General features: G+C 66.8%; 21 protein-coding genes. 13 read left to right on the top strand and 8 right to left on the bottom strand.

Annotated elements, in window-relative coordinates; all coding sequences use genetic code 11:
- Nucleotides 1-195: 195 nt before the first annotated feature.
- The 3 genes from ABJK40_RS10995 (at nt 196) to ABJK40_RS10985 (ending at nt 3,114) form a co-directional block, all read left to right on the top strand.
- Nucleotides 196-1,059 (top strand): hypothetical protein, encoded by an 864-nt coding sequence (locus tag ABJK40_RS10995; protein ID WP_348481383.1) that lies wholly within the window; start codon nt 196-198, stop codon nt 1,057-1,059.
- 81 nt (nt 1,060-1,140) lie between these two features.
- Nucleotides 1,141-2,370 (top strand): L,D-transpeptidase family protein, encoded by a 1,230-nt coding sequence (locus ABJK40_RS10990; RefSeq protein WP_348481382.1) that lies wholly within the window; start codon nt 1,141-1,143, stop codon nt 2,368-2,370.
- 84 nt (nt 2,371-2,454) lie between these two features.
- On the top strand, nt 2,455-3,114 hold the full coding sequence (locus tag ABJK40_RS10985; protein ID WP_348481380.1) for an SDR family NAD(P)-dependent oxidoreductase: 660 nt from the start codon (nt 2,455-2,457) through the stop codon (nt 3,112-3,114).
- 28 nt (nt 3,115-3,142) lie between these two features.
- Here ABJK40_RS10985 and ABJK40_RS10980 read toward each other — a convergent pair whose 3' ends face one another.
- The 4 genes from ABJK40_RS10980 to ABJK40_RS10965 all read right to left on the bottom strand — a co-directional run bounded on the left by ABJK40_RS10980 (nt 3,143) and on the right by ABJK40_RS10965 (nt 6,494).
- Complete coding sequence (locus ABJK40_RS10980) at nt 3,143-3,748, bottom strand: TetR/AcrR family transcriptional regulator (RefSeq protein WP_348481414.1); 606 nt, start codon at nt 3,746-3,748, stop codon at nt 3,143-3,145.
- 571 nt (nt 3,749-4,319) lie between these two features.
- Nucleotides 4,320-4,787, bottom strand: coding sequence for a hypothetical protein (locus ABJK40_RS10975; protein WP_348481378.1), 468 nt, complete (start codon nt 4,785-4,787; stop codon nt 4,320-4,322).
- A gap of 112 nt (nt 4,788-4,899) precedes the next feature.
- Entirely contained in the window at nt 4,900-5,913 is a 1,014-nt protein-coding gene (locus tag ABJK40_RS10970; RefSeq protein ID WP_348481376.1) for a zinc-dependent alcohol dehydrogenase, read from the bottom strand.
- Between the two features lie 161 nt (nt 5,914-6,074).
- Entirely contained in the window at nt 6,075-6,494 is a 420-nt protein-coding gene (locus ABJK40_RS10965) for a hypothetical protein (RefSeq protein WP_348481374.1), read from the bottom strand.
- Between the two features lie 145 nt (nt 6,495-6,639).
- Here ABJK40_RS10965 and ABJK40_RS10960 point away from each other — a divergent pair, with 145 nt between their 5' ends.
- Together ABJK40_RS10960 and ABJK40_RS10955 are read left to right on the top strand one after the other, a co-directional pair.
- Nucleotides 6,640-8,442 (top strand): HAD hydrolase family protein, encoded by a 1,803-nt coding sequence (locus tag ABJK40_RS10960; RefSeq protein ID WP_348481372.1) that lies wholly within the window; start codon nt 6,640-6,642, stop codon nt 8,440-8,442.
- Nucleotides 8,443-8,541: 99 nt separating this feature from the next.
- A complete protein-coding gene (locus tag ABJK40_RS10955) occupies nt 8,542-8,922 on the top strand; it encodes a hypothetical protein (protein WP_348481370.1) in 381 nt (126 codons plus the stop codon).
- A gap of 87 nt (nt 8,923-9,009) precedes the next feature.
- Here ABJK40_RS10955 and ABJK40_RS10950 read toward each other — a convergent pair whose 3' ends face one another.
- Nucleotides 9,010-11,613 (bottom strand): cation-transporting P-type ATPase, encoded by a 2,604-nt coding sequence (locus tag ABJK40_RS10950; RefSeq protein WP_348481368.1) that lies wholly within the window; start codon nt 11,611-11,613, stop codon nt 9,010-9,012.
- Between the two features lie 174 nt (nt 11,614-11,787).
- Between ABJK40_RS10950 and ABJK40_RS10945 the strand changes: the two genes are divergently transcribed.
- From ABJK40_RS10945 to trxA, 3 genes are read left to right on the top strand one after another with little or no spacing between them, the layout of a single operon-like run.
- Nucleotides 11,788-12,084: a hypothetical protein gene (locus ABJK40_RS10945; protein ID WP_348481367.1), complete on the top strand. Its 297-nt coding sequence runs from the start codon at nt 11,788-11,790 to the stop codon at nt 12,082-12,084.
- Between the two features lie 12 nt (nt 12,085-12,096).
- On the top strand, nt 12,097-12,501 hold the full coding sequence (locus ABJK40_RS10940; protein WP_348481365.1) for a DUF302 domain-containing protein: 405 nt from the start codon (nt 12,097-12,099) through the stop codon (nt 12,499-12,501).
- Nucleotides 12,498-12,932, top strand: a complete 435-nt coding sequence (gene trxA / locus ABJK40_RS10935) for a thioredoxin (RefSeq protein WP_348481363.1) — start codon at nt 12,498-12,500, stop codon at nt 12,930-12,932. The genes ABJK40_RS10940 and trxA overlap by 4 nt, the downstream gene beginning before the upstream one ends.
- Before the next feature lie 263 nt (nt 12,933-13,195).
- On the opposite strand, the gene ABJK40_RS10930 is transcribed toward trxA, so the two are convergent.
- A complete protein-coding gene (locus ABJK40_RS10930; protein WP_348481362.1) occupies nt 13,196-14,533 on the bottom strand; it encodes a PEP/pyruvate-binding domain-containing protein in 1,338 nt (445 codons plus the stop codon).
- A 175-nt stretch (nt 14,534-14,708) separates the two neighbouring features.
- On the opposite strand from ABJK40_RS10930, the gene ABJK40_RS10925 reads away from it, so the two are divergent.
- The 5 genes from ABJK40_RS10925 (at nt 14,709) to ABJK40_RS10905 (ending at nt 20,417) form a co-directional block, all read left to right on the top strand.
- Nucleotides 14,709-15,596: a universal stress protein gene (locus ABJK40_RS10925; RefSeq protein WP_348481360.1), complete on the top strand. Its 888-nt coding sequence runs from the start codon at nt 14,709-14,711 to the stop codon at nt 15,594-15,596.
- Between the two features lie 163 nt (nt 15,597-15,759).
- Entirely contained in the window at nt 15,760-16,299 is a 540-nt protein-coding gene (locus ABJK40_RS10920; protein ID WP_348481358.1) for an Hsp20/alpha crystallin family protein, read from the top strand.
- Between the two features lie 488 nt (nt 16,300-16,787).
- Nucleotides 16,788-17,084 (top strand): hypothetical protein, encoded by a 297-nt coding sequence (locus ABJK40_RS10915; RefSeq protein ID WP_348510262.1) that lies wholly within the window; start codon nt 16,788-16,790, stop codon nt 17,082-17,084.
- 61 nt (nt 17,085-17,145) lie between these two features.
- Nucleotides 17,146-18,993 carry a long-chain fatty acid--CoA ligase gene (locus tag ABJK40_RS10910; protein WP_348481355.1) on the top strand — a complete coding sequence of 616 codons (1,848 nt, stop codon included), beginning with the start codon at nt 17,146-17,148 and terminating at the stop codon, nt 18,991-18,993.
- Nucleotides 18,990-20,417 carry an MBL fold metallo-hydrolase gene (locus ABJK40_RS10905; protein WP_348481353.1) on the top strand — a complete coding sequence of 476 codons (1,428 nt, stop codon included), beginning with the start codon at nt 18,990-18,992 and terminating at the stop codon, nt 20,415-20,417. The genes ABJK40_RS10910 and ABJK40_RS10905 overlap by 4 nt, the downstream gene beginning before the upstream one ends.
- A 125-nt stretch (nt 20,418-20,542) precedes the next feature.
- Here ABJK40_RS10905 and ABJK40_RS10900 read toward each other — a convergent pair whose 3' ends face one another.
- Nucleotides 20,543-21,088, bottom strand: coding sequence for a disulfide bond formation protein B (locus ABJK40_RS10900; RefSeq protein WP_348481351.1), 546 nt, complete (start codon nt 21,086-21,088; stop codon nt 20,543-20,545).
- A 133-nt stretch (nt 21,089-21,221) separates the two neighbouring features.
- The gene (locus ABJK40_RS10895; protein ID WP_348481349.1) at nt 21,222-22,172 is read right to left on the bottom strand and encodes a 1-phosphofructokinase family hexose kinase; all 951 of its coding nucleotides are present in this window, start codon (nt 22,170-22,172) and stop codon (nt 21,222-21,224) included.
- Nucleotides 22,173-22,191 lie beyond the last annotated feature (19 nt).

Raw genomic sequence — 22,191 nt, 5'->3', positions numbered from 1 at the left:
CGCCCGCGTTCGGGTCGACTCGTGTGCGCTCGGAACGCCCCCGCTCTCCCAACCGATCCGGAGTCGACGGAAACCATCCCTGAGCTGGGGCTGTGAGTCACCGAGTCGCCTGTGAGGCGTCACCCGCCGGCGATCCGGAAGCGGGCCACCACGGCGGTGAGTCGTGCGGTGAGGGACGAAGCGCACGGTGGCGCCATGACCAACGACATCACCCCCGACGCTCCCACCACCACGTCCACCACCACCTCCAGCACCACGGCCACCAGCACCTCCAGCACCGTCGCACCGACCGCACGACCGCGCCACTGCACTCCCCTCCTCGTGGCACTCGACCGGGAGTGGGCTCGACTTCGGCGTCGTCCACAGACCCTGCGTCGTGTTCGATCCTGGTCGAACGACCCCGCGCTCGCGCCGATCGTGTCCGACATCCGCGACCTGGACGAGTTGGTCCGGGCAACGTCTCGGGCGGCCGGTCGGAACGGTTCGGGCGACGAGATCCTGCGGAGCCTGATCACACTCGCCATCGACGACGAACTCGCCGGACGAATCGTGCTCCAACGGATCCTGCCCGGACTGATCAGCCGGTCACGCCGATGGGACGGACACGCTCACGGCGGCGACGCCTGCGACGTGTCCATCGGGGCCGCCTGGCTCGCGATCCGCACCTTCGACGTCCACACGAGATCACGTCACGTGGCTCCGTCGCTGATCTCCGACTCGCTCTGGATCGGCTTCCGACGCAGCGCTCGCCGCAAGGTCGAACAGGAGGTGCCCGTGCCGGCGAACGTGCTGACGGCGTATGCCGCACCGGCGCGCGAGGCGGCACCACTCGAGGCGCTCGCCGGGACGCTGCGGGCGGCCCGACTCGCAGGGGTACCTGCCGCCGACCTGGAGTTGATGCGCAGCATCGTCGTCGCCGGATCACCGTCGCAGGCGGCACGTCAGTGCGAGGTGACCGTGCGCACGATCCGCAACCGACGAGACGCCGCGTCCAGCAGGATCCGCCGGGCCCTCGGACCCGACTGGGCGGACTGGACCGACCCCGTCGTCGCGGCCTGAACCGGACGCTGCGAGGGCGGTGCGACGTCGACCACGGACGTCACAGAACCCGCCGCCCGCAACCCGACCGCACTGAATAACATGGTTGGCATCGTTGCCTCACGCCACCCCTCTCGCCCGCCGCGGCGCGCCACCGCACCCGGTGACGTCGGCGCGGTCAACCGCGCACCGATCATCGCCGCCACCGCGCTGGTGGCCGTCATCGTGGGAGTCGGAGTGGTCGGCGCAACCGGCGGCGAGGAACAGTCGGCGCCCGCAACGCCACCGTCGCAGACCGTCGACGTGTCGGTTCCCGCATCCACCGTCACCACCACCTCGACGACACCTCCGGTCACCACCGCACCGGCGCCCGCCATCCCGCCGCTCAGCCAGACGCTGTCCCAGGGGATGCAGGGTGCCGAGGTCCAGCAACTCCAGGAGCGCCTCACGTCGCTCGGCTTCGACCCGGGACCCGCCGACGGCATCTTCGGCCTCATGACCACCCAGTCGGTGTGGGCATTCGAGAAGCTGGTGCTCGGCACGCCGCGCGCCGAAGCGACCGGCCGCATCGACCAGGCGGCGTGGGCACGGCTGATGGGCGACGTGCAGATCAAGCCGCGCCGATCCACCAACGGCCAGGCCGACCACACCGAGGTGTACCTTCCCGAGCAGGTCCTGATCGTGTTCCAGAAGGATGTGCCGGTCGTCATCTCGCACATCTCGAGCGGCGAACTCGACGAGGACGGGAACCCCGCGGAGTACTGCGAGACCGCCACGTACGACACCGACGCCCAGGGCCGTGAACTCGAAGAACCGGTCACCAAGGCCGTGTGCGCGCTCGCCAAGACTCCCGGTGGCGTGTTCACCTACAAGCGCGAGGTGCAGGGCAAGCGCGTCAGCCCGCTCGGCGGCATGTGGAACCCGGTGTACTTCAACTACGGAATCGCCGTCCACGGTGCACTCGAGGTTCCGCTCGAACCGGCGTCGCACGGTTGCGTGCGCCTGCCGATGCACATCTCGGACTACTTCCAGGACACGATGTCGATCGGTGACCGGATCTACGTGTGGAACGGCGTCGACGAGCCCGAGAACGTGAGCGAGCGCGAGTCGTTGCCGTCGTTCGACTACGCCGATCCGTCCGCGACCACGACGACCACCACGACCATCCCTCCGACCACCACCGTGCCCGAGACCTCCACGACCGTCGCTCCCGCCACCACGGCACCCGACATCACGACGACCACGACGACATCGGGCCCGGCGACCACGTCGCCGACCACCACGTCGTCGACCACGACCACCACCACGCTGGTCGCGCCGTTCACCGACTGAACCGCCCCCTCCCCTGGCGGGCTTCCATCCGCTCGACCCGAGCTCCGTGAGTCGGTCGGCCGCCGAGCGCGACAGGATCGCACGATGGCAACGACCCGAGATCTGAACGGAGCGATCGTGGCGGTGGTGGGGGCCACCGGAGGGCTCGGCGCACCGATCGTCGACGCACTCCGCGCACGCGGCGCCACCGTCGTGCGCGCCGGTCGCAGCCGGGACGTCGACGTCACGGTCGACCTGCGTGACAGTCGCAGCGGAGAGTCGGTCGTCTCCCACGCGATGGAACACCACGGGCGACTCGACGGGGTGATCGTCGCGGCGGGAATCGTGGCGTTCGGTGACATCGGCTCGCACGACGACGTCGTCGTGGAGGAACTCTTCCTGACGAACGCGATGGGTCCGATGTGGCTTGCGGCCCGGGTCGAGCAGGCGCTCACCGACACCGCCGGATTCTTCGTCAACATCTCCGGCGTCGTCGCCGAGACGCCGATGCCCGGCATGGCGGCCTACTCGGCATCCAAGGCCGCTGCGTCGGCGGCGCTGCTCGCACTGGGCAAGGAGTGGCGACGCAGGAAGATCGCGGTCACCGACGTGCGGCCTCCCCACACCGAGACCGGACTGGCCACCCGGCCGCTGGCGGGCTCGGCGCCGAAGATGCCCGAGGGACTCGACCCCGCCGTCGTGGCCGAGCGCATCGTCGTCGCCATCGAGGCGGGCGAGCGCGAGGTCGCAGGTTCGGGCTTCTGACCCGCGACCGCTTGTGCGGCCCGACCCGTCAGTCCGAGATCTCGGGCACCGTCAACGCGGCGCGGATGGCGCCGCGGAGGTAGCGCTCGAGTTCTTCACGGCTGTGGTTGCGTTCGTGGACGATGTAGTCGATCGCGGTGTAGCTCAGCACTTGATCGATCGCGGAGATCCGCAGTTCGCACTCCGGGGGCGTGAACAGCTTCAGTTCGGCGTGGAACCGGTCGTGGATCTGGCCACGCGACAGGCGGCGGGCATTGCGGAAGTGCTCGTCGATCTTGCGGTTGGAGAAGGCCTGGACCTTGGCGACTCGGACCTTGTCGGCGATCTGGAAGTACACCTCGACTCGAGCGTCGACGATCGAATCGATCCGGTGATCGAGCGGGTCGCTCGGCGCCACCGGACCCGAGGCGTTGAGCAGCAGCGGCTGCATCCAGGCGAGAGCGCGATCGGTGGCCGCATCCATCATCTCGGTACGATCCTTGAAGTACCGGTAGACGGAGCGGTACGACACACCGGCGCGGTCGGCGATGTCGTCGATCGACGGATCGTGGGCGCCTTCGGTGGTCAGAGCGACGAGCGCATCGAGCACTGCGTCGCGATTGCGTTCGCGCCGAGCGGACCTGCCATCAGACATCTCTACCACGGCGGCGAGTGTACTCACCCGAACCACCCGTCCGGGTGAACACTCGCCGGTCGGGCTGACAGTTCTCGTGGTGTGGCACTCGTCGACGATCCAGTGCGTCGTGCCTTCATGCCGATCCCTCTCCCAAGTGTGCCCGGACCTCGATCATCGCAGGGTGGCGGCGCATCGAGCACGGCCTGAGGTCCCGAGATCGGCGGGAACCCGTGACACCCACGACGACCGGTCGCTTCCCCTCACCGGGAATCGTCCAGACCAGCTCGCATCCGTCCGTGCCGCGCTGCGGGAGCGACAGGTCGCCACCGAGACGCGCCGCACGCTCCGCAAGGTTCTTCAGACCATTGCCACGAGGGCGGGTCGGATCGACTCCTCGCCCGTCGTCGCGAACCACGAGGGTCAACGAGGCGGAGGTGACCTCGACGCGGGCCCCACCCGGTACCGGGAGCGATGCGCGCGATGAGCGGCACGGAAGTGTCCGGGAAGCAGCAGCTCCACCTCTTGGAGATCGTGCTGGTTCCGGCCCAGTTCGCCGAGGACGAGGTCCGCGCGACCGGACTCGATGACGTCACCACCTCCCGAGGCGCGGCTGCGCCATGTTGCCTCTGGTCCCGAAATCCTCCAGAGGAAGTCGATGGTGACGCCGACTGTAGAACGCGATATCGCTCACCCCGTGTGCCCTGAGCAGTCGAGACACCCGGTGTCGCTCGAAGGTGTCGACCCGCACGCTGATGACGGCTTCGTTGGCCGTCAGAGCCCGTTTGTAGCGCCCCAGCTCATGGTCGGTGACGTCGAACAGATGGACGATTCTCGACGCTTGAGGTCGGTAGGTCGGGTCGACGCGCGCGTTGAAGGAGCGCAGGGCCGCCCACCGACCGAAGACGCTGATGTCGGCGAGGCGGACCCCATCTCCGACCAGTGCGTCGGTGACCTCGACCAGTTGCGCTTCGGGTTCGGCGAGGACACCGAGCACGTGTGCACCGACCGCTGTTCGCGAGTAGGGCGGGTTGATGGCGGGAAGCGTGGTGGCACTCATGAATTTCTCCTCTTCTGGATCGTTGGTGACTTCGCAATCCTCCAGCGAGCGCTGCGACGGGAAAAGAGGCGAAGGACCCGATCATGCCGACGGGTTCCCACGTCCCCCGATTTCACCGCAGGTCGAACACGAGTCGCGCGTCGACCGTGCCCGACAGCACCTCATCCATCGACTCGTTCACCTGTTCGAGCTGTCGTGACTCGCGGACGATCTTGGTGCGACCGTCGGCATGCAGTTCGAAGGTCTCGGCGAGGTCGACGCGGGTTCCCACGAGCGAGCCGACGATCTTCTTGCCCATCAGCACCGTCTCGAAGATCGGGAGCTTCATCGTGTTGTCCTTCGGCAGGCCGACGAGGACGAGTTGACCGTTTCTGCGGAGGCCGGCCAGGGCCTGCTCCGCAGCTTGTGGCGTCGCTGCCAGGACGATGGCAGCGTCGGCGCCACCGAGCGCTTGCAATTCGGCGATCGGATCCTGCGTGCTCGCGTTGATCGTGTGTGCGGCACCGAGCTGTCGGGCCATCTCCAGCTTGCTGTCGACGACGTCGATCGCCACCACCGTCGCACCGGCGATCTTGGCGTACTGCACGGCGAGATGGCCGAGGCCTCCGATTCCCACGACAGCGACGAGGTCTGACGGCCCGGCACCTGAGACCTTGACCGCCTTGTAGGTCGTGACGCCGGCGCACGTCAGTGGTGCCGCGTCGAGCGGGTCCACGGTGCCGGGCACCAGGCCGGCGAAGGATGCGTCGGCGACCGTGTAGTCAGCGAATCCTCCGTTGACGGTGTATCCGGTGTACTTCGCATGTGGGCACAGTGACTCCCAACCCGATGCGCATGCCTCGCAAGCTCCGCATGCCCAACCGAGCCACGGCACTGCGACCCGATCGCCTTCGCTGAGGCGGGACACCCCGGCTCCCACGCGCTCGACCAGCCCGACACCCTCGTGGCCCGGAACGAACGGGAGTCCCGGCTTCACCGGCCAGTCACCGCACGCGGCATGGACATCCGTGTGACAGAGCCCGGAGGTCTCGATCTTCACGACGACCTCGCCGGGTCCGGGTTCGGGCTTCTCGATGTCCTCGATCGCGAGTGGTGCTCCGAACTCGTGGACGACTGCGGCTCTCATGTGGACGACTCCTCGGTGTGGGCGACCGCTCACTGACGCGACCGCTTCGATGCCCATCATCCGGCTACGTCGTCGGAACGCACAGGGCCGAAGGGCCCGCCGGATCGACACGAGCTCACGGCCCGTCGGCGAGCCGACGACGCAGCACGTCCGCTTCACGGTCACCAGTCCAGGTCGACGGCAAGGAGCCCCACGAGGATCCCGTATGCGAGCAGAATCGGCTGGAGCCAACTGGTCAATCCGATGACCGCCACTTGCAGCGCAATCCAACCAACCAGTGCGGCGCTCACTGCGAGGTGCGCAAACGGTGCCCACCACGCACGGCGAAGCGTGCCGACGACCGCCGTGAGAGGAACGATGCCATTGATCGCCGCGAGTGCGACACCTGCGAGCACTGGAGAACGGAACGGGAGGTCGTCGGTTGCTTCGCCGAGCGGCGTCGTGCCCGCCAACATGGCGACCGCCCCGCCGGCGGCTGCGACGGAGAGCATCGTCTCGAGGCCGATGAGCAGCGTTGGAATGTTCCCACGGGAGCTGTCGGTGAGCGAGCGCCGACGAAAGAAGCGAGTGCGTCGGGTCACCGATCCAGCGTCGCGTCGGTGCCTTCGGCGCAACAGGGTCGTTGGACCTCTCCCCGATCTCCACGTTCTCCGCCGGAAGGTGGGTCGTTCGGCCCTGTGCAGCGCACGGTCTGGCGACGAACGATCGTTTGGTGAGTGATTCCTGATGAGCGCGGTCCCTCCTCCGGCACCAGACCTCGCGGACGCAGTGCCGACCAGCGCGCCCCGCTGTGGACGACCACGGCTCGTCGCGTTCGACTACGACGGGACGCTGACAACCACCACGCGCCCCAGCGCCGCCGTCCTGGCGGCGCTCGCACACGCCCGGCGGTGTGGCCTCGCCGTCGTGTTGGCCACCGGTCGCATCCTCGACGAACTCGTCGCCGACTTCCCCGACGTGGGAGATCACTTCGACGCACTCGTCGTGGAGAACGGTGCCCACGTGAGGATCGGCGATCGGGACGTCACGCCGCTTGCGCCGGTCGACCCGCGGCTCGCCGATCAGCTGGCCTCGAAAGCGATCAAGCACCGTCGGGGAAGGGTCATCATCGCCTGCTCGGTCGCCGACGAGCACGCGATCGTCGATGTCATCGCCGCCCTGGGATTGGAATGCCAACTCACCCGGAACCGAGCCGAACTGATGATCGTTCCCTCCGGCGTCAACAAGGGTGTCGGGCTCAGGGTCGCACTCGGTGAACTCGGCATCTCTCATCACGACTGCGTCGCCGTCGGTGACGCCGAGAACGACCACTCGTTGCTGGCCGCAGCAGAACTCGGTGTCGCCGTGGCAAACGCTGTCGGCTCACTGCTCAGCGACGCAGACGTCGTACTCGAGACGGCGAACGGCGCCGGAATCGTCGAACTACTCGACGACCTGACGACCGACGCTCTCGTCTGGCATCGACGGCGGCGCCCGCAGCTCGACCTCGGTTGCGATGCGCACGGTGCCGTGGTCTCGATTCCTGCGCACCCTGCGAACATCATCATCAGCGGCGGCAGCGGCGACGGGAAGTCGTACCTCGCCGGCCTCATCGCTGAACAGCTCATCGAGCTCGGCTACTCGGTCATGGTCATCGACCCGGAGGGCGATCACATCGGACTCGACACGTTGCGATCCGCGACCGTCGTCGGTGACGACGGACCGCCGCCGGCACCCGACACGGTGGTTGCGATGCTCAAGCGCAGTGATGCGTGCGTCGTCGTCGACCTCTCGGCCTTCGATCACGCCGAGAGGTTCCGCTATCTGGGTGGTCTTCCAGCGGCCATCGAGGCGGCTCGGCGAACCCACGGACGTCCGCATTGGGTCTTCATCGACGAAGCTCACCGGACGATCACGCCGTCGAGCGCGACGCTGGGCACGATCGACCTCTCCGCATCCGGGTACTGCCTCGTCACGTGGCGACCCGACGAGCTTGCCGCACCGCTGATCGCTGGCACCGACATCGTGCTGGCGCTCACTGCTGCGGATCCGGATCCGAGCACCGTCGATCTCGTCGCCGCCGTCTCGGGATACGCGCGGCGAGACATCGCTGAGCAACTCACCGGGCCCACCGGGAGTGTCGTCGTGGCGGTTCGAAACCAGCCGCACCCGCCGCCGACCGCACGACTGGCTGCTCGACACACCAACCACTTCCGCCATGAACACAAGTACGACGTCGACGGCACCCCACCGCACCGCGGCTTCTGGATGCGCAGCGATCAAGGTGCTCCGACCGGTGCGGTCGCCCACAACCTCCACGAGTTGGAGGTCGAGCTCTCGCGTTGCGAACGCGACGTGGTACGTCATCATGCGCTGCGTGGCGACTTCTCACGTTGGATCGACGACGTCTTCCACCTCCGCGACATTGCTGCGGACATCGCCGCCATCGAGGCAACGGTTGACGACCGCAGCGCCGCTGCAGCGATCGACATCGCACGCCTCGAGCTGATCAGCTCGCTGCACCGTCGGCACCATCACCACACGACGTGAGCGCCTGCGTCCCGGCGGGCTGGCGCTGATGCATCGCTGACCGGACGGTGTGACCTTCGGCTCTGGAGATCCCGGGGCACCGATGGTGTGATCGCAAGCGTGATCACCAACACGGCCAGCACCATCGGATGTGAGAAGTCGGTCGGACGGGCCGGGACCCGGGAACCAGGGGTCGGACGTTGCGAGTCGGAGGCAAGTACGACCACCGTCGAACGTGGTGAGTCGGATGCGTTCGTCACCTTCGTCGTGCCGCCTGGTCTGGCGCGCCACGCGGAGCTGGTCGCAGACTTCATCGGCTGGACACCGCTTGCGATGGATCTCGGGGCCGATGGAGCACACCGAGCGCGGGTGGGTCTGCCATTGCGACGCCACTTCGCGTATCAGTTCGTCCTCGACGGGTACAAGGTCATCAACGATCCGGCAGCGAACGACTTCGACGCTCAACCGAACGGTGGCCACGCCTCGGTGCTGCTGACATGACCGCGTCCAGCAACGAGATCGGCTTGGGCTCAGGCTGACGTCGACCGACCGGGCAGTTCCCGTCCCCACCGTCCGGAACCTTCCGAGTCAGGCACTCGAGCGATCTTCGTCGGATGCGCGGCGCAGTCGCTTCCACAACGCATCGACTGCGAGCATCGATGGTGCCCCGGCCACGATCACGATCCAGGACAGAGTCGGCGGTGCTGCCTGTTCGATCAGCCGTGCGCACGGTGGAATGGCGATGAACGCGATGGCGAACGACAATTCGAGAGATGCGGCGACGAGGAGGAACCTGTTCGTTGTCCACCCGAGCTCCCAGGCGGGACGACTGGTGTTGCGGCATGCGAATGCGTTCGCGGTCTGCGCGACCACGACGGCCATGAAGGCACCCCCGGAGGCCGCTGCGAGTGCGGTTCCGGTCGGGAAGTCGTCCCCGAGACGCCAGCCCGCTGCGAGCATTCCAGCGAGGAAGGCGGCGATGCCGAAGGCTGCCTCCGTCGGCCCGAGGACCCCGAACGCCCTGGAAGCAACCGTGCGGTCGAGCAGCCGACCCGAAGTCGGAGGCTGCTTCATGAGCTGAGACGTCGGTGCTTCGGCACCGAGTGCTGTGGCCGACAGCGTGTCGGTACCGATGTCGAGCGCGAGTACCTGCAGGACCCCGAGCGCGAGCGGGAAGCGTCCACCCGAGAGTGCCCAGATCGCGAACGGCGTGAGTTCGGCGACGTTACTGGTGAGGTGATACGTCAGGAACCGCCGGGCGTTCGCGAAGGTCGCTCTGCCTTGTTCGACCGCTGCGACGATCGTGGCGAAATTGTCGTCGAGCAACACGAGATCGGCCGCTTCGCGGGCCACATCGCTGCCGCTCGCTCCCATCGCGATACCGATGTCGGCTTCTCGCAGGGCTGGTCCGTCGTTGACGCCGTCACCGGTCATCGCAACGACGTGGCCACGGGCGCGCAACGCCCTGGCGACGCGGAGCTTGTCCTCCGGAGCGACTCGAGCGATCACGACGCCGTCGCGGTCGACGAGCGCTCCGAGCAGCTGCTCGTCGGCGGGCAAGTCTGCTCCGACGAGTACTGGTGCGTCCGTCGTGCGCAGTCCGACGATGTCGGCGATCGATCGTGCGGTCAGTGGATGGTCACCGCTGATCATCGCGACGCGGATGCCGGCCTTGCGGCACTCCGCAATCGCCTGACGTGCTTCGGTACGAGGAGGGTCTTGGAAACCGAGCAAGCCGAGCAGCATGAGCCCGACCTCGGCTTCGTCCGACGTTCGAAGTGCTTCACCGTGATGAGGTCGAGTGGCGACGGCGAGCACGCGCAAACCCCGCGACGACATCTCTTCAGTTGCGCGGGTTGCGCCTGCCACCTCGACACCGCACTGCGCCAGAACAGCGTCGGGAGCTCCCTTCACGACGACTCGATCCTGGGTGAACACGGAGGCGCATCGTCGACGCGGATCGAACGGAAATCGACCGAGGATCGAGTCCACGTGCTCGGCGATGGCGTCGTCCCCTGCCGTCCATCGAGCGAGTGCATCGATTGCTGCCTCCATGGGGTCGCCTTGTGCGACCCATCGATCGTCAATCCTGACCGCACGGCCCGTCGAGCATGCACGCGCAGCGAGAGCGACCGTGGGCACCAGTCGCGCGACGCTTGGAGGGTCGGCGGCGATCGTGCCGGTCGGGTCGTATCCGTCGCCGCCGAGATGCACGATGCCGGCAGGTGTCCAGACCTCGATGACGCGCATCCGGTTCTGTGTGAGCGTCCCCGTCTTGTCGGTGCAGATGAACGTCGTCGAACCAAGGGTCTCGACCGACTCGAGTCGGCGAACCAACGCGTTCCGATCGGCCATCCGCTGTGCCCCGATGGCGAGGGACAAGGTGACGGTGGGAAGTAGTCCTTCGGGGACGAGCGCAACTGTGATGCCGATGGCGAAGACGAAACCGTCCGACGCTGGCGTGTCGAGCAGGAACGTCAGCAGGAAGAACGCCGTACCGGTTGCGATCGCGATGATCGCAATGGTCCGGACGAGTCGATGGAGTTCTCGCGTGAGCGGCGTGTCCGGGCGTCGTATGACCTGGGTGAGCACTGCGATGCGAGCGAGTTCGGTGTCTCCTCCGGTCGCCGTCACAGCGGCGAGCCCGTCGCCTTCGGTCACGAAGGTTCCGGCGCGAAGCGAGTCGCCGGCTGCGACGCGATCGGGGACGCTCTCGCCGGTCATGGTCGAGGTGTCGATCGACAGCGCGTGGCTCTCGATGCAGGCCAGATCCGCACTGATCCGGTCACCTTCGCCGAGCGCGACGAGGTCGCCGGGAACGAGTTCGCTCGCGTCGATGACCGTTGGCCTGCCGTCACGGATCACGGTCACGTTTCGCGGGAGCAGGTCACGCAGCCTGTTTGCGGCCCGTTCGGCTCGATACTCCTGGGCGAAGGCGAACCAACCGTTGAGAAGGATCACGACGAAGATCGCGATGCCGAGTTGCGGAAGCCCACCGACGATGGCAAGCCCTCCGGCGAACCAGAGCATCAGCGCGAAGAACTGCACGAACTGTTCGGCGATTCTCTTCCAGATGGGGACGCCCTCGGGTGTGGGGAGTGTGTTCGGCCCGAGTTCCCGGAGGCGACGCACGGCCTCCGTTGTCGTGAGCCCGACCGGACCATGCTCGACGGCGTCGATCCTCAGCGGCACACCTCCGATGGTCGCGCTGCGATCGGTCCGGCCCCAGGGTCCAACGACCTGCGGTGAGCGGAATGTTGGGTCACCGTGTTCGGGCACGACCAGGTCGCCATCGGGGTGACCGGCAGATCCGCATGGTGACCTTGTGCTCTGTTCGATGGCGTGTCATCGCGGTCTGCTGGACTCATGACACACAACCCGGTGAAGAGTGCGTGGCTCGAGGTCGGTGACGAACTCGAGTCCATCGGCCTGAAGTTGAAGCTCCATCTCGAACAGGAGGGCGCCGACGAGGACGATGACGGGGGTGGCGCGTTCGAGCGTCTTGCCCAGAAGATCGACGTCGCAGTCGACGCCGCCGAGAACGCCGCCGAGGACGACGCAGTGCGGGAGGATCTGCGAGAGGCGGGCCACCGGCTCGTCGAGGCGATCTCCGTGACGTACCGCGAAGCATCCCGTTCCGTCCGACGACACGTCGCCCCCTGAGCGGACACGATCATGATCTTCGAAGAGGCTCTGGTGGCCTCCCGTCCGTTCGGTGAAGTGCTCGACGCCGTCAAGGCAGCATTTGCGGCCGAGGGTTTCGGCGCGCTCACCGAGATCGACATGCAGGCCACGTTGAAGGCGAAGGCCGACCGCGAGATGGAGCCCTACGTGATCGTCGGCATGTGCAATCCGCAGCTGGCGAGCCGAGCACTCGATGTCGTTCCTCAGATCGGCGTGTTGCTTCCGTGCAACGTCGTCGTGCGCCAGAAGGGTGACGACGTGATCGTCGAGGCGATGGATCCGGGTCTGATGGCCGACGTGACCGGCGCGGACGGGATGGCTCCGATCGCCGAGGACGCCCGACGCCTGGTCAGCGCCGCTCTCGATCGGGTCGCCGGCTCGACCGTCCCGGGGTGATCGTGACCGATGCTCTGATCGCATGCCCTGCGTGCGGCGCGCGCAACCGACTGCCGGTGGTGGCGAGCGGCCGACCACGGTGTGGCAAGTGCTCGACCCACCTCCCGTGGCTCGTCGACGCCGATGCGCGGCAGTTCTCCGCCATGCTCGACCAGTCGAGCATTCCGGTGCTCGTCGATCTCTGGGCCCCGTGGTGCGGACCGTGCCGCTCGATCGCCCCGATCTTGGAACGCCTGGCTGCTGATCGGGTGGGCTCGCTTCGGGTGGTCAAGGTGAACGTCGACGAGGAGCCGACCATCTCGGCCCGACTCGGCGTGCAGGGGATCCCGACGATGGTGTTGTTCCACGCCGGGGAGGAGGTCGGTCGCCAGGTCGGCGCACTGCCCGCGGACCGCATCCGTGCATGGATCGATTCGGTGCTGACGCCGTGAGTGTCCCGTGGTGCTGGGGGGCGAAGATCCTTCGTCCAGATCGACGCGGCGACGCGACGGGTCCTCCGATCCCTCGCCTCGGACCACGACGTCGTCGGTCTCGCGCGACGCAGTCATGGCCGGTTCGGCCATGCCGGCGGCTCCTGCCGGCGACACCGACGGTGCCGAACAGCAGCGCCGACACGGAGTAATGCGGGAGGGCGACTGGTACTCCGGCACCTCGAGTCGGGAGCGGGCCCGGCGGGGCAACCACGACTCCGACCTCAGGTCGAGGTCGCGAACGTGACGGACGGGAAGACCCAGCCGCGGCTGGCATCGACCGTCACGTACTGGCCCGATTCGAGCTCGGTGGTGGCATCCTTCGTACCGACGATTGCCGGGAGGCCCTCCTCGACTGCGACCCGTGCGGCGTGACATCTCGTGTCGCCTTCGTCGGTGATCACGGCGGCGGCACGCCGGATGTGGGGACGCCACTCAGGTGTCGTCTCGGCGGTGACCAGGATCTCGCCGTCGCGGAGTTCGTCGAGTTCTTCGTACCGATCGATCACCCGAACGCGGCCGGTCGCCCAACCGAGCCCGATGCCGATTCCGTTGACGCACGCGTCGATCAAGGGAGCGTCCACATGATGAGTGGGAGTGAAGGGTCGAGCTTGGATCGCATGCACACCGGTCCGGTCGGTCGACCATTCGACCTCGTGCAAGGCCCCGAGGTGCTCGTCGATGGCCGCGCTGAGGGTGCTCAGCACGGCGAGTTCGGCATCGTCGACCACGCGCTCTCGTACGCGATCGGGCTCGGCGAACCGATGTACGGCCGTATCGGGTCCTCGGTGGAGCACGATCCGCTTGCGGCCGATGGTCACACTCGACGCGACATGACGCGTGCGGTCGACGACGTACCGGTCGGGTTCGACGGCGCCGGACATGATCGGCTCGCCGAATCCGAACGTCGCTTCCACGAGCACCTCGTCGGGAGAGCCCGTCGGGGTGATGAATCCCGATTTGTCGGCATCGATCATCGTCTGGACGACGACGGCCATCGACGGATCGCCGTCGCCCAGGCCGTGTCCGCGCATCGCCAACGCCCGCTCCCCGAACAACGACGCCCAACAGCTGTGGACGCGCGCGAGGACACGATCGAGTCCTGCGATCGAGAGATAGGTCGAGTGAACGCCGGCGCATTCAGGTCCGGACACCGCTCCGGGCGTCGCCGACGAGCGCACCGCCACGCGAAGTTCGTCGTCCGCATCGGCGACAGACCGCCTCGACGCGAGCAAGTCGAGGTGTGCCTGGACGCTGTCTTGGAAGCCGGCACTGAACTCGATGCCAGCGATGAGATGTCGTGCCTTGCGCGCCAGCAACGGCAGGTCGCTCGGCGACGAGTGCCGGGCGGCTTCCCAGATCTGTGCGAGTCGGTGGTCGATACGGCCGAGCCGGATGGCCTCGCGGTATGCGTCGGCTTCGATCACGAACCCTGGCGGCGTGGGAAAGTCGCCTGCCTCGAGTTGTTCGAGGTACCAGCCCTTCACTCCGAGCCGATCGGGCCCTGCATCTCGGGCGTCCCCGATCACCGTGATGTGCCACGGCGCCTGTTCGTCGTTCATGGCTTCACCGTGCTGGTCGGACGATTGGTCTGAGTAGAGGCCGAGGTCCTGATCTGCCCGAGGTTCTGTTTGGATCGCCGGACCGTGCTGATCGCAGGCTTCACCGACGACTCGGGTGACGCCGAGGAGTCTTTGGACTCTGGTGTTCGAAGCCGATCGTGACGACGCTGAGGTCATGAGCGACGACGCAACGAGATGGGTCGTGGGATGTGACGGCTCGAAGGGTGCCGAACGAGCGATCGACTGGTGCCTCGCGAATGCACCGGGACGCTCGAGTGCGGTCCACGTCGTGCAGGCTTGGCACTACCCGACGCTCGTCAGTGCTGCAACCATGCCGATCCCGGACGTGGGTTTCGAACCAGCGATGGCACACCCCGATCCCGAACGGCTCGCCGCGCACTTCGCCGAGCTCGGCATCCAACTGACGACCGCCGTCGAGTACGGCGTCGCCGCACGTGTGTTGCTCGACGCCTCCGCTGACGCGGATCTTCTCGTGCTCGGCACGCGAGGTCTCGGTGGGTTCGGTCGACTCATCGTCGGGTCGGTGAGTCACCAGTGCGCGACCCATGCTCGGGTTCCCGTGGCGATCGTTCCCGAATCGGGTGTCACCGACAGCGCCGTGCGGCGTGTCGTGGTGGGGATGGACGGTTCCGCTGGCGCATGCGCAGCATTGCGATGGGCCGCTGAGTTCGTGCCGCCTGGTGCCGCGATTCGCGTCGTGGGCGTCTGGCAGCCGGCGTCGTGGGACGAGAACAGCGATCTCCACGCCCAAGCGGACGGCTTCGACGCAGCGCAAATCCGATTCGGCTCCGTCATCGATGAGATCGAATCGACGTCGACGGACGTCGCGTTCGAGCGCCACTTCGTCGGCGGGCATGCAGCCGAGGCTTTGCTGACTGCCGCCGAAGGAACCGACGCCATCGTGGTGGGCGAACGCGGAACTCGCGGGTTGCGAGCTGCGTTGCTCGGATCGACCGCCACCGAGGTACTGCACCGTGCGGAGCTGACGACCGTGATCGTTCCGGCGCCACACAACGAGCGACATGAGATCGTCCAGACGTGACGGTGTCGACGGCGGAGGCGGAACTCACGCACGCAGGTCTCCCATCGAGCACTGCATGGAAACACGGCCGACGGTCTCGATGAGATCCGTTTCGACCGACTTGCCGTCGCTCGAATGCACGCGAGATCGAGATGAAGTTCCGTCAACCTCCAAAGGAGACATCATGTCCAAGAAGTCAAAGACGCCGTCGAAGCGTCGCAACAAACACGCCGCCGGTTCGACCGCCATCGAATCCTCCACCAGTTCGGAGGCAGCCACTGTCGAATCCCTCCCGCAGCTCCTCCTGGGCGACTGGTTCGACCGCTGGCCACACCTCCTCGTCCAGCGATGGCCAGAGAGCTTCCTGGACATCTCGTTGGCCGAGGCGGGATTCCGGATGGAGGAGTCCGTCGACGACGACGGCACGCTCATCGTGCGGGGTGAACTACCCGGCCTCGATCCTGAGTCGGACGTGACGATCACGATCGTCGATGACGACATCTCGATTGCCGGCAAACGTGAAGACAGGTCCGACGAGACGACCAACGGCACCCGCCGCAGCGAGTTCCGCTACGGCTCGTTCCACCGTTCCCGCCGGCTTCCCGTCGGAGCACGACGCGACGAGATCACCGCGACGTACACGAAAGGCATCCTCGAGGTCAGGGTGCCCGTCGATGCCGAGCCAGCTTCGGCGAACACGATCCCGATCACCACATCGGACTGAACCGTTCAGCTCGTGCTGCCCGTCGGACCACCATCGGACGACGCTCGGCGAAACGAAGCTGCGCCGGTGCAAGGCACTCGGATCGCCTCGTGGCCGCGTCGGACTCGGCTGTCATCTCCGCTCTCGCATTGCCAGACGGAGACCGAGATTCGAGGCTCCGAGGTCGAGTTCGAGGCCTGCTCGCACGGGTCTCGCGCTGCCGCCGGCGGCCGAGGTGGTCAGTCACAGCATGAGATGGCGCTCGCCTCGATCGGTGCAGTGGAGTTGTGTCGGCATCAGTATCTGTCGCTCTGATCGAACGTTGTCTCGACGCGTCGAAGGCGACCGCTGATGTGCGATTCGATCGGGTCCTTGTGCCCTGTCGTGAGTCTCGTTCCTGCGATTCGATGAAGCCGGACACAACACCCGAACCCGGGTGGCGTCCCCAAGGAGCTCACGTGACCGACCCCACAGCCAGTGTCCAGACGTGTCTGCGCGTCCATGGACCGATGACGAACGACGAGATCGACTCGATCGCGAACCACTGGAACGGACTCGACGCTCGACTGCGCAGCTTCGAACCCGACGACGTCCGTCTCCACCTGTACCTCAAAGACCGGGACACCCCGAGTCAGCACCTCACCGTCGAGGCGCGGATCGCCGGTCTCCCGTCGTTGGTGGCCACGTCGTCCGAGACGGACCTCGATGTCGCACTCAACGTCGTGCGGGACGAAATGATCAGGCTCGTCGGAGACGCCAAGGAAACGCATCGAGCTCGCGACACGGAGCGCTTCGGCTCGGCGTGACGAATCGCCGGCGGGACCAAGGCCTCTGTCGCACACGCCGACAACTCACGACCATCGGATCATGACTGACTCCACGACGACGGATCATCAGCCGTTCGACAGCATCGTTCACCGCTTCCTCGACCGCGTGGAGAAAGGTCCCCGACGCTCGGCGATGCGCCATCAGGACGGCGGGCGCTGGATCGACACCACGTGGGCCGAGTACGGCGCTGCGGTGTCGCAGACCGCAGCGGGGTTGATCGGTCTCGGAGTCTCCCGGGGCGACCGGGTGGTGCTACTCGGGTCGAATTCGCCGCTGTGGCACGTCGCCGATCTCGCGATCTTGATGTGTGGTGCCGTGTCGGTCCCGATCTACCCCATGAGTTCGTCATCCCAGGTCGCCTACGTGATCGAGAACTCCGGGGCCGAGGTGTGCTTCGCGTCGGACGGCGAGCAGGCCGCGAAGATCCTGCTGCACGCAGACGACTTCCCGCAGTCGGTGCGCATCGTGGTCTTGGACTCGACGAGCGGGCTCGACCGGCCTGGGCGGATCGAGACCCTGGAGCAGATCCGTGCAGCGGGCGACGTGGACGTCGTGGCCGAACGTGCGAGGCAGATCCGGTCCGAAGACGTCGCGACGCTCGTGTACACGAGCGGGACGACGGGTCCGCCCAAGGGGGCGATGTTGAGTCATGCGAACATCACCTGGACGATCGATGCGGTGACCGAGATGGTGGGACTTCGTTCCGACGACCGGATGCTCTCGTACCTTCCACTCAGCCATATCGCCGAACGCATCACGAGCCACTTCGGCATGCTCGCGGCCGGCGGCCAGACCTGGTTCGCACGGAGCCTGGCATCGGTGCCAGAGGATCTTCGCGCCTGCCGACCGACGATCTTCATGGCGGTGCCGAGAGTGTGGCAGAAGCTCCACGACTCGATTGTCGAGGAACTCGACTCCACCCCGGTTCACCTGTCCGGGCTGGTCGATCGAGTGGCAAAGCTCGAACTCGACCCAGGTCTGCCCTGGTGGTCGATCGCCGGTCTGGCAACGGCGGGCACGCGATTCTCGATCGACCAGACGCTCGGCAAGGTGATTCGCCGCAGGGTGGGGCTCGATCGAGCCCGACTCCTGGTCTCGGCGGCTGCGCCGATCCACCCCGACCTCGTCCGCTGGTTCGCCGGGGTCGGGCTCCCCATCGCAGAGGTGTACGGCCAGACCGAGGACTGCGGCCCGGCGACCGTCAACCCACCGGGCGCCATCCGGATCGGGTCCGTTGGGCTCCCCATCCCGGGACTCGAGGCGAAAGCCGCCGACGACGGCGAACTCCTCTTCCGTGGCGGCAGCGTGTGCGTCGGCTACCACGAACTCCCGGAGGCAACCGACGAGCTCATCGACGCCGAGCGCTGGCTCCACAGCGGCGACCTGGGGTACATCGACGACGATGGCTACATCTGGATCACGGGTCGCAAGAAGGACCTCATCGTCAACGCGGCGGGCAAGAACATCGCGCCGTCCGAGATCGAAGCTGCCCTGTCGATGGAAGCCCTGATCGGCCAGGCGGTTGTGGTGGGAGAGGGGCAGCGGTTCCTCACGGCGCTCATCGCTCTCGACGGCGACGCCGTCTCGGAATGGGCGCGACGCCACGGCACCTTCGGTGAGTTGGCCGACCTCGTGCACGACGAGGGCCTGAGCGCCGAGATCGCTGCGTCCGTGCGGCGGGTGAACGCTCACCACGCACCAGCCGAACAGATCAAGTACTGGCGTCTGCTCACCGAACAGTTGACGATCGAGAACGGTGAGCTGACGCCGCCGATGAAGGTGAAGCGACAGGTCGTGCGCGATCGGCACAGCGATCTGATCGAGGAGATGTACGCACTCGGCAGTATCAAGGATGACACGCACGAGCAAAGCCAGGTGCCGGCGTGACCACACGGTCTGGGTCCACCACCGGTTCGGCGCTGACGTTCGTCGGCGGGGCTGGAACGGTGACCGGGAGCAAGACGCTGCTCGACACGCCAGGGGGCCGATTGCTGGTCGATTGCGGACTGTTCCAGGGCCGCAAACAACTCCGGCTGCAGAACTGGGACGACTTCCCGGTCGACCCGGCATCCATCGATGTGGTGGTGCTGACCCACGCGCACATCGACCACTGTGGCTACCTTCCCCGCCTCGCTGCCGGCGGCTTCAGCGGACCCGTCTACTGCACGCACGGGACGAGCAAGCTCGCAGCGATCGTGCTGCCCGACAGCGGCCATCTGCACGAAGAGGAGGCGGCCTACGCAAATCGAAAGGGCTATTCCAAGCACGACCCGGCACTGCCCCTGTACACCGAGGAACAGGCCTACAACAGCCTCGACCTGATCGTTCCCGTCGACTTCGACCAGCCACTGCAGGTCCTCGACGGAGTCACCGCCACGTGGCGTCGAGCGGGCCACATCCTGGGCGCAGCGTCGATCGACATTCAACTGTCGTCGACGGATGCAGGTCGACCGACGGGTCGCCACGTGATCTTCAGTGGGGATCTCGGACGCTCGAACCACCCGCTGCTGGTCGCTCCGAGCCCACTCGAAGCGACCGACGTACTCATCACCGAATCGACCTACGGTGACCGGAGACGCGCTCACGCCGACCCCGCCGAAGTCATCGCTGACACCGTGAATGAGTCCGCACGCCGCGGAGGCGTCGTGGTCGTCCCGGCGTTCGCAGTCGACCGCACCGAGGTCATCCTGTGGCACCTTGATCAGCTCGTCGCCGCCGGCCGGATTCCGGTCCTCCCCACCTTCGTCGACAGCCCGATGGCACTCAGCACGCTCGACGTCTACCGAAGCGAAGCGCGCGATGGATCACCGGAGATTCGCCCCGAGTATCACGGGAAGCAACTCTTCTCGTCGCTCCAGCTCCGGGAGTCACGCAGCGTCGAGCAGTCCAAGGAGATCAGTGCTCGACCCGGGCCGATGATCATCATCTCGGCGTCGGGGATGGCCACCGGTGGCCGCATCCTCCACCACCTTGCCCAGAGGATGGGTGACGATCGCAACGCCGTCATGCTCGTGGGCTTCCAAGCGCCAGGAACCCGAGGCGATCTGCTCCGCCAGGGCGCTCGCAGCATCAAGCTGCTCGGCCGCCACCGACTCGTGCGAGCCACAGTCGTCTCGGTCGAACTCTCGGCTCACGCCGATCAGGATGAGTTGGTCACGTGGGCACGAACAGCTGCGCCCGCTCCCGACATCGTGTACGTCAACCACGGTGAACCAGAAGCCTCCACCGCGCTGATCGAACGGCTCGAACTCGATGGCGGTCTGGTGGCCGTGGCGCCGCGACCCGGCGAGCGCGTGCTCGTTGACGGTTGACCGATACCAACTTCACCTCGGTCCTCGAAGCGGCTTCGAGATCCGGCGATGCAGCGAGACGGTGATGACCGACGTGCCCTGGCCACCAGCAACGGTGTGAGGTCCAACGAACGGTCAGTCACGCCTCACCCTCGGACCGCGGCTGAATCCGCATGCGCCAGTGTGTCACCGGATTCCTCCTCGAAGGTGAATGCAACCGAGAGCATGATGATCAGGAAGAACGCCGTCGCGGCCATCTGCGGGATGGTGAACACTCCGAGCCCTTCGACCCACTTCGCCGAGCACCCGTCGTCGAGTGCGCACGAGTTCGAGGAGTCGGGGAACCACTGAACGCGCATGTGGTACGCCGACGCGAGGAGGCCGGCTGCAGCGAGCACGAACGCCTCGTTCATGACATCGCGATCGCGCCGCACCAACGCGAGCGGCAGGATCATCGCCAGCGGGTACATCGCGATCCGCTGGTACCAGCACAGCTCACACGGGATGAAGTCCGCAATCTCGGAGAAATAGAGGCTGCCGGCGGTTGCACTCACTGCGACGAGGGCAGCGACCTTCGGAACGTGGGCGATGAACCGCTGGCGCGTGCGCGGAAGCACGAAGAGCGTGAACCCGCCCACGAGTCCGCCGAGCAGACAGATCGAGAAGATCGTCGCCACGGTGGTCGGATCCACGGGTCACCGATCCACGTCGTCGTCGAGCTGTGCCCGGACTGCGTCGTCGCGATCGTCGGCATCAGGACTGTTGAAGGCCACGACTCGATGGTGCACCGGTGCAACGGTCGGGCGCCAGGGCCGAAGGCCCTGTTCAGTCGTCGACAGCGACGTCCACGGCCACCAGCGGCAGGAGTTCGTCGACCATGGCTGGATCGCACAGTTGGGTTCCGTCGGTCAGCACTGTCGCGGTGCCGGCCGCGATGCCGAGGCGAACGGCGTCGACCAGCTCCTGTCCGTCCGCAAGGCCCGTCGCGATCCCGGCAACCAGCGAGTCACCGGCTCCGATCGTGCTGCGCACCCGGACAGTGGGTGCTCGGAAGCGCAGTGGGGGCACGTCCGGTCGTACGAGCACGGCGCCACCGGCCCCGATGGAAACCAGCAGTGCGTCGACGTTCGACCGTGCGATGACGTCGGTGGCCGCGGCGGTGATGTCGCTCTCGGTGTCGAGCGGGCGGCCGACGAGATCGGCGAGTTCGCGCGCACTGGGTTTGATCAGCGCTGCGCCGCTGTCGAGCGCGGCGTCGAGCGCGTCTCCCGACGTGTCGATCAGCACCGGGACGGGACGCACCGTCTGGACGATGCACCGCAGTACCTCGACGACGTCCGGCAGGTCGATGCTGCCCGACACGACGACGCACCGTGCAGCGCTTGCGAGGTCGCATGTGGCTTTCACACAACGGTCCGCTTCGTCGCGGTCGAGCCGTTGCGGTGGCATGACGAACCGAAACTGGCGGCCGGTCGACTCCTCGGTGACGGCGAAGCTCTGACGAATCGTGTGATCGACGATCACCTGCTCGACGGTGACACCCTCCTTGCCGAGTTGCTCGGCCACCCGGCGTCCACGATCACCGCCGAGCGGAGCGACGGCAACGGCGTCGGCCCCGAGCCGTTGCGCGACGCGCGCGACGTTGATGCCTCCACCGCCGGGCTCATGGCGCGGCGCATCGCAGCGCAGTTTGCGTGACGGCGTGATCACGTCGACGGACGTCGCGACGTCCAGTGCGGGACTGAAGGTCAACGTGACCACTCGACTCCGGCTCATGGCTCTCGATTCGTCGCGC

This window comes from Ilumatobacter sp., from assembly GCF_039969435.1.
Lineage (GTDB): Bacteria > Actinomycetota > Acidimicrobiia > Acidimicrobiales > Ilumatobacteraceae > Ilumatobacter_A.
Note: the sequence above shows the minus strand (reverse complement) of the source record. Positions and strands in the feature narration are given on the sequence as shown.

Coding starts and splice junctions, on each gene's coding strand:
- ABJK40_RS10990 (WP_348481382.1), top strand. CDS start 1,141: ATGGTTGGCATCGTTGCCTCACGCCACCCCTCTCGCCCGCCGCGGCGC.
- ABJK40_RS10910 (WP_348481355.1), top strand. CDS start 17,146: ATGACTGACTCCACGACGACGGATCATCAGCCGTTCGACAGCATCGTT.
- ABJK40_RS10945 (WP_348481367.1), top strand. CDS start 11,788: ATGACACACAACCCGGTGAAGAGTGCGTGGCTCGAGGTCGGTGACGAA.
- ABJK40_RS10985 (WP_348481380.1), top strand. CDS start 2,455: ATGGCAACGACCCGAGATCTGAACGGAGCGATCGTGGCGGTGGTGGGG.
- ABJK40_RS10915 (WP_348510262.1), top strand. CDS start 16,788: ATGACGAACGACGAGATCGACTCGATCGCGAACCACTGGAACGGACTC.
- ABJK40_RS10930 (WP_348481362.1), bottom strand. CDS start 14,533: ATGAACGACGAACAGGCGCCGTGGCACATCACGGTGATCGGGGACGCC.
- ABJK40_RS10920 (WP_348481358.1), top strand. CDS start 15,760: ATGTCCAAGAAGTCAAAGACGCCGTCGAAGCGTCGCAACAAACACGCC.
- ABJK40_RS10970 (WP_348481376.1), bottom strand. CDS start 5,913: ATGAGAGCCGCAGTCGTCCACGAGTTCGGAGCACCACTCGCGATCGAG.
- ABJK40_RS10975 (WP_348481378.1), bottom strand. CDS start 4,787: ATGAGTGCCACCACGCTTCCCGCCATCAACCCGCCCTACTCGCGAACA.
- ABJK40_RS10895 (WP_348481349.1), bottom strand. CDS start 22,172: ATGAGCCGGAGTCGAGTGGTCACGTTGACCTTCAGTCCCGCACTGGAC.
- ABJK40_RS10995 (WP_348481383.1), top strand. CDS start 196: ATGACCAACGACATCACCCCCGACGCTCCCACCACCACGTCCACCACC.
- ABJK40_RS10980 (WP_348481414.1), bottom strand. CDS start 3,748: ATGTCTGATGGCAGGTCCGCTCGGCGCGAACGCAATCGCGACGCAGTG.
- ABJK40_RS10925 (WP_348481360.1), top strand. CDS start 14,709: ATGAGCGACGACGCAACGAGATGGGTCGTGGGATGTGACGGCTCGAAG.
- ABJK40_RS10940 (WP_348481365.1), top strand. CDS start 12,097: ATGATCTTCGAAGAGGCTCTGGTGGCCTCCCGTCCGTTCGGTGAAGTG.
- ABJK40_RS10960 (WP_348481372.1), top strand. CDS start 6,640: ATGAGCGCGGTCCCTCCTCCGGCACCAGACCTCGCGGACGCAGTGCCG.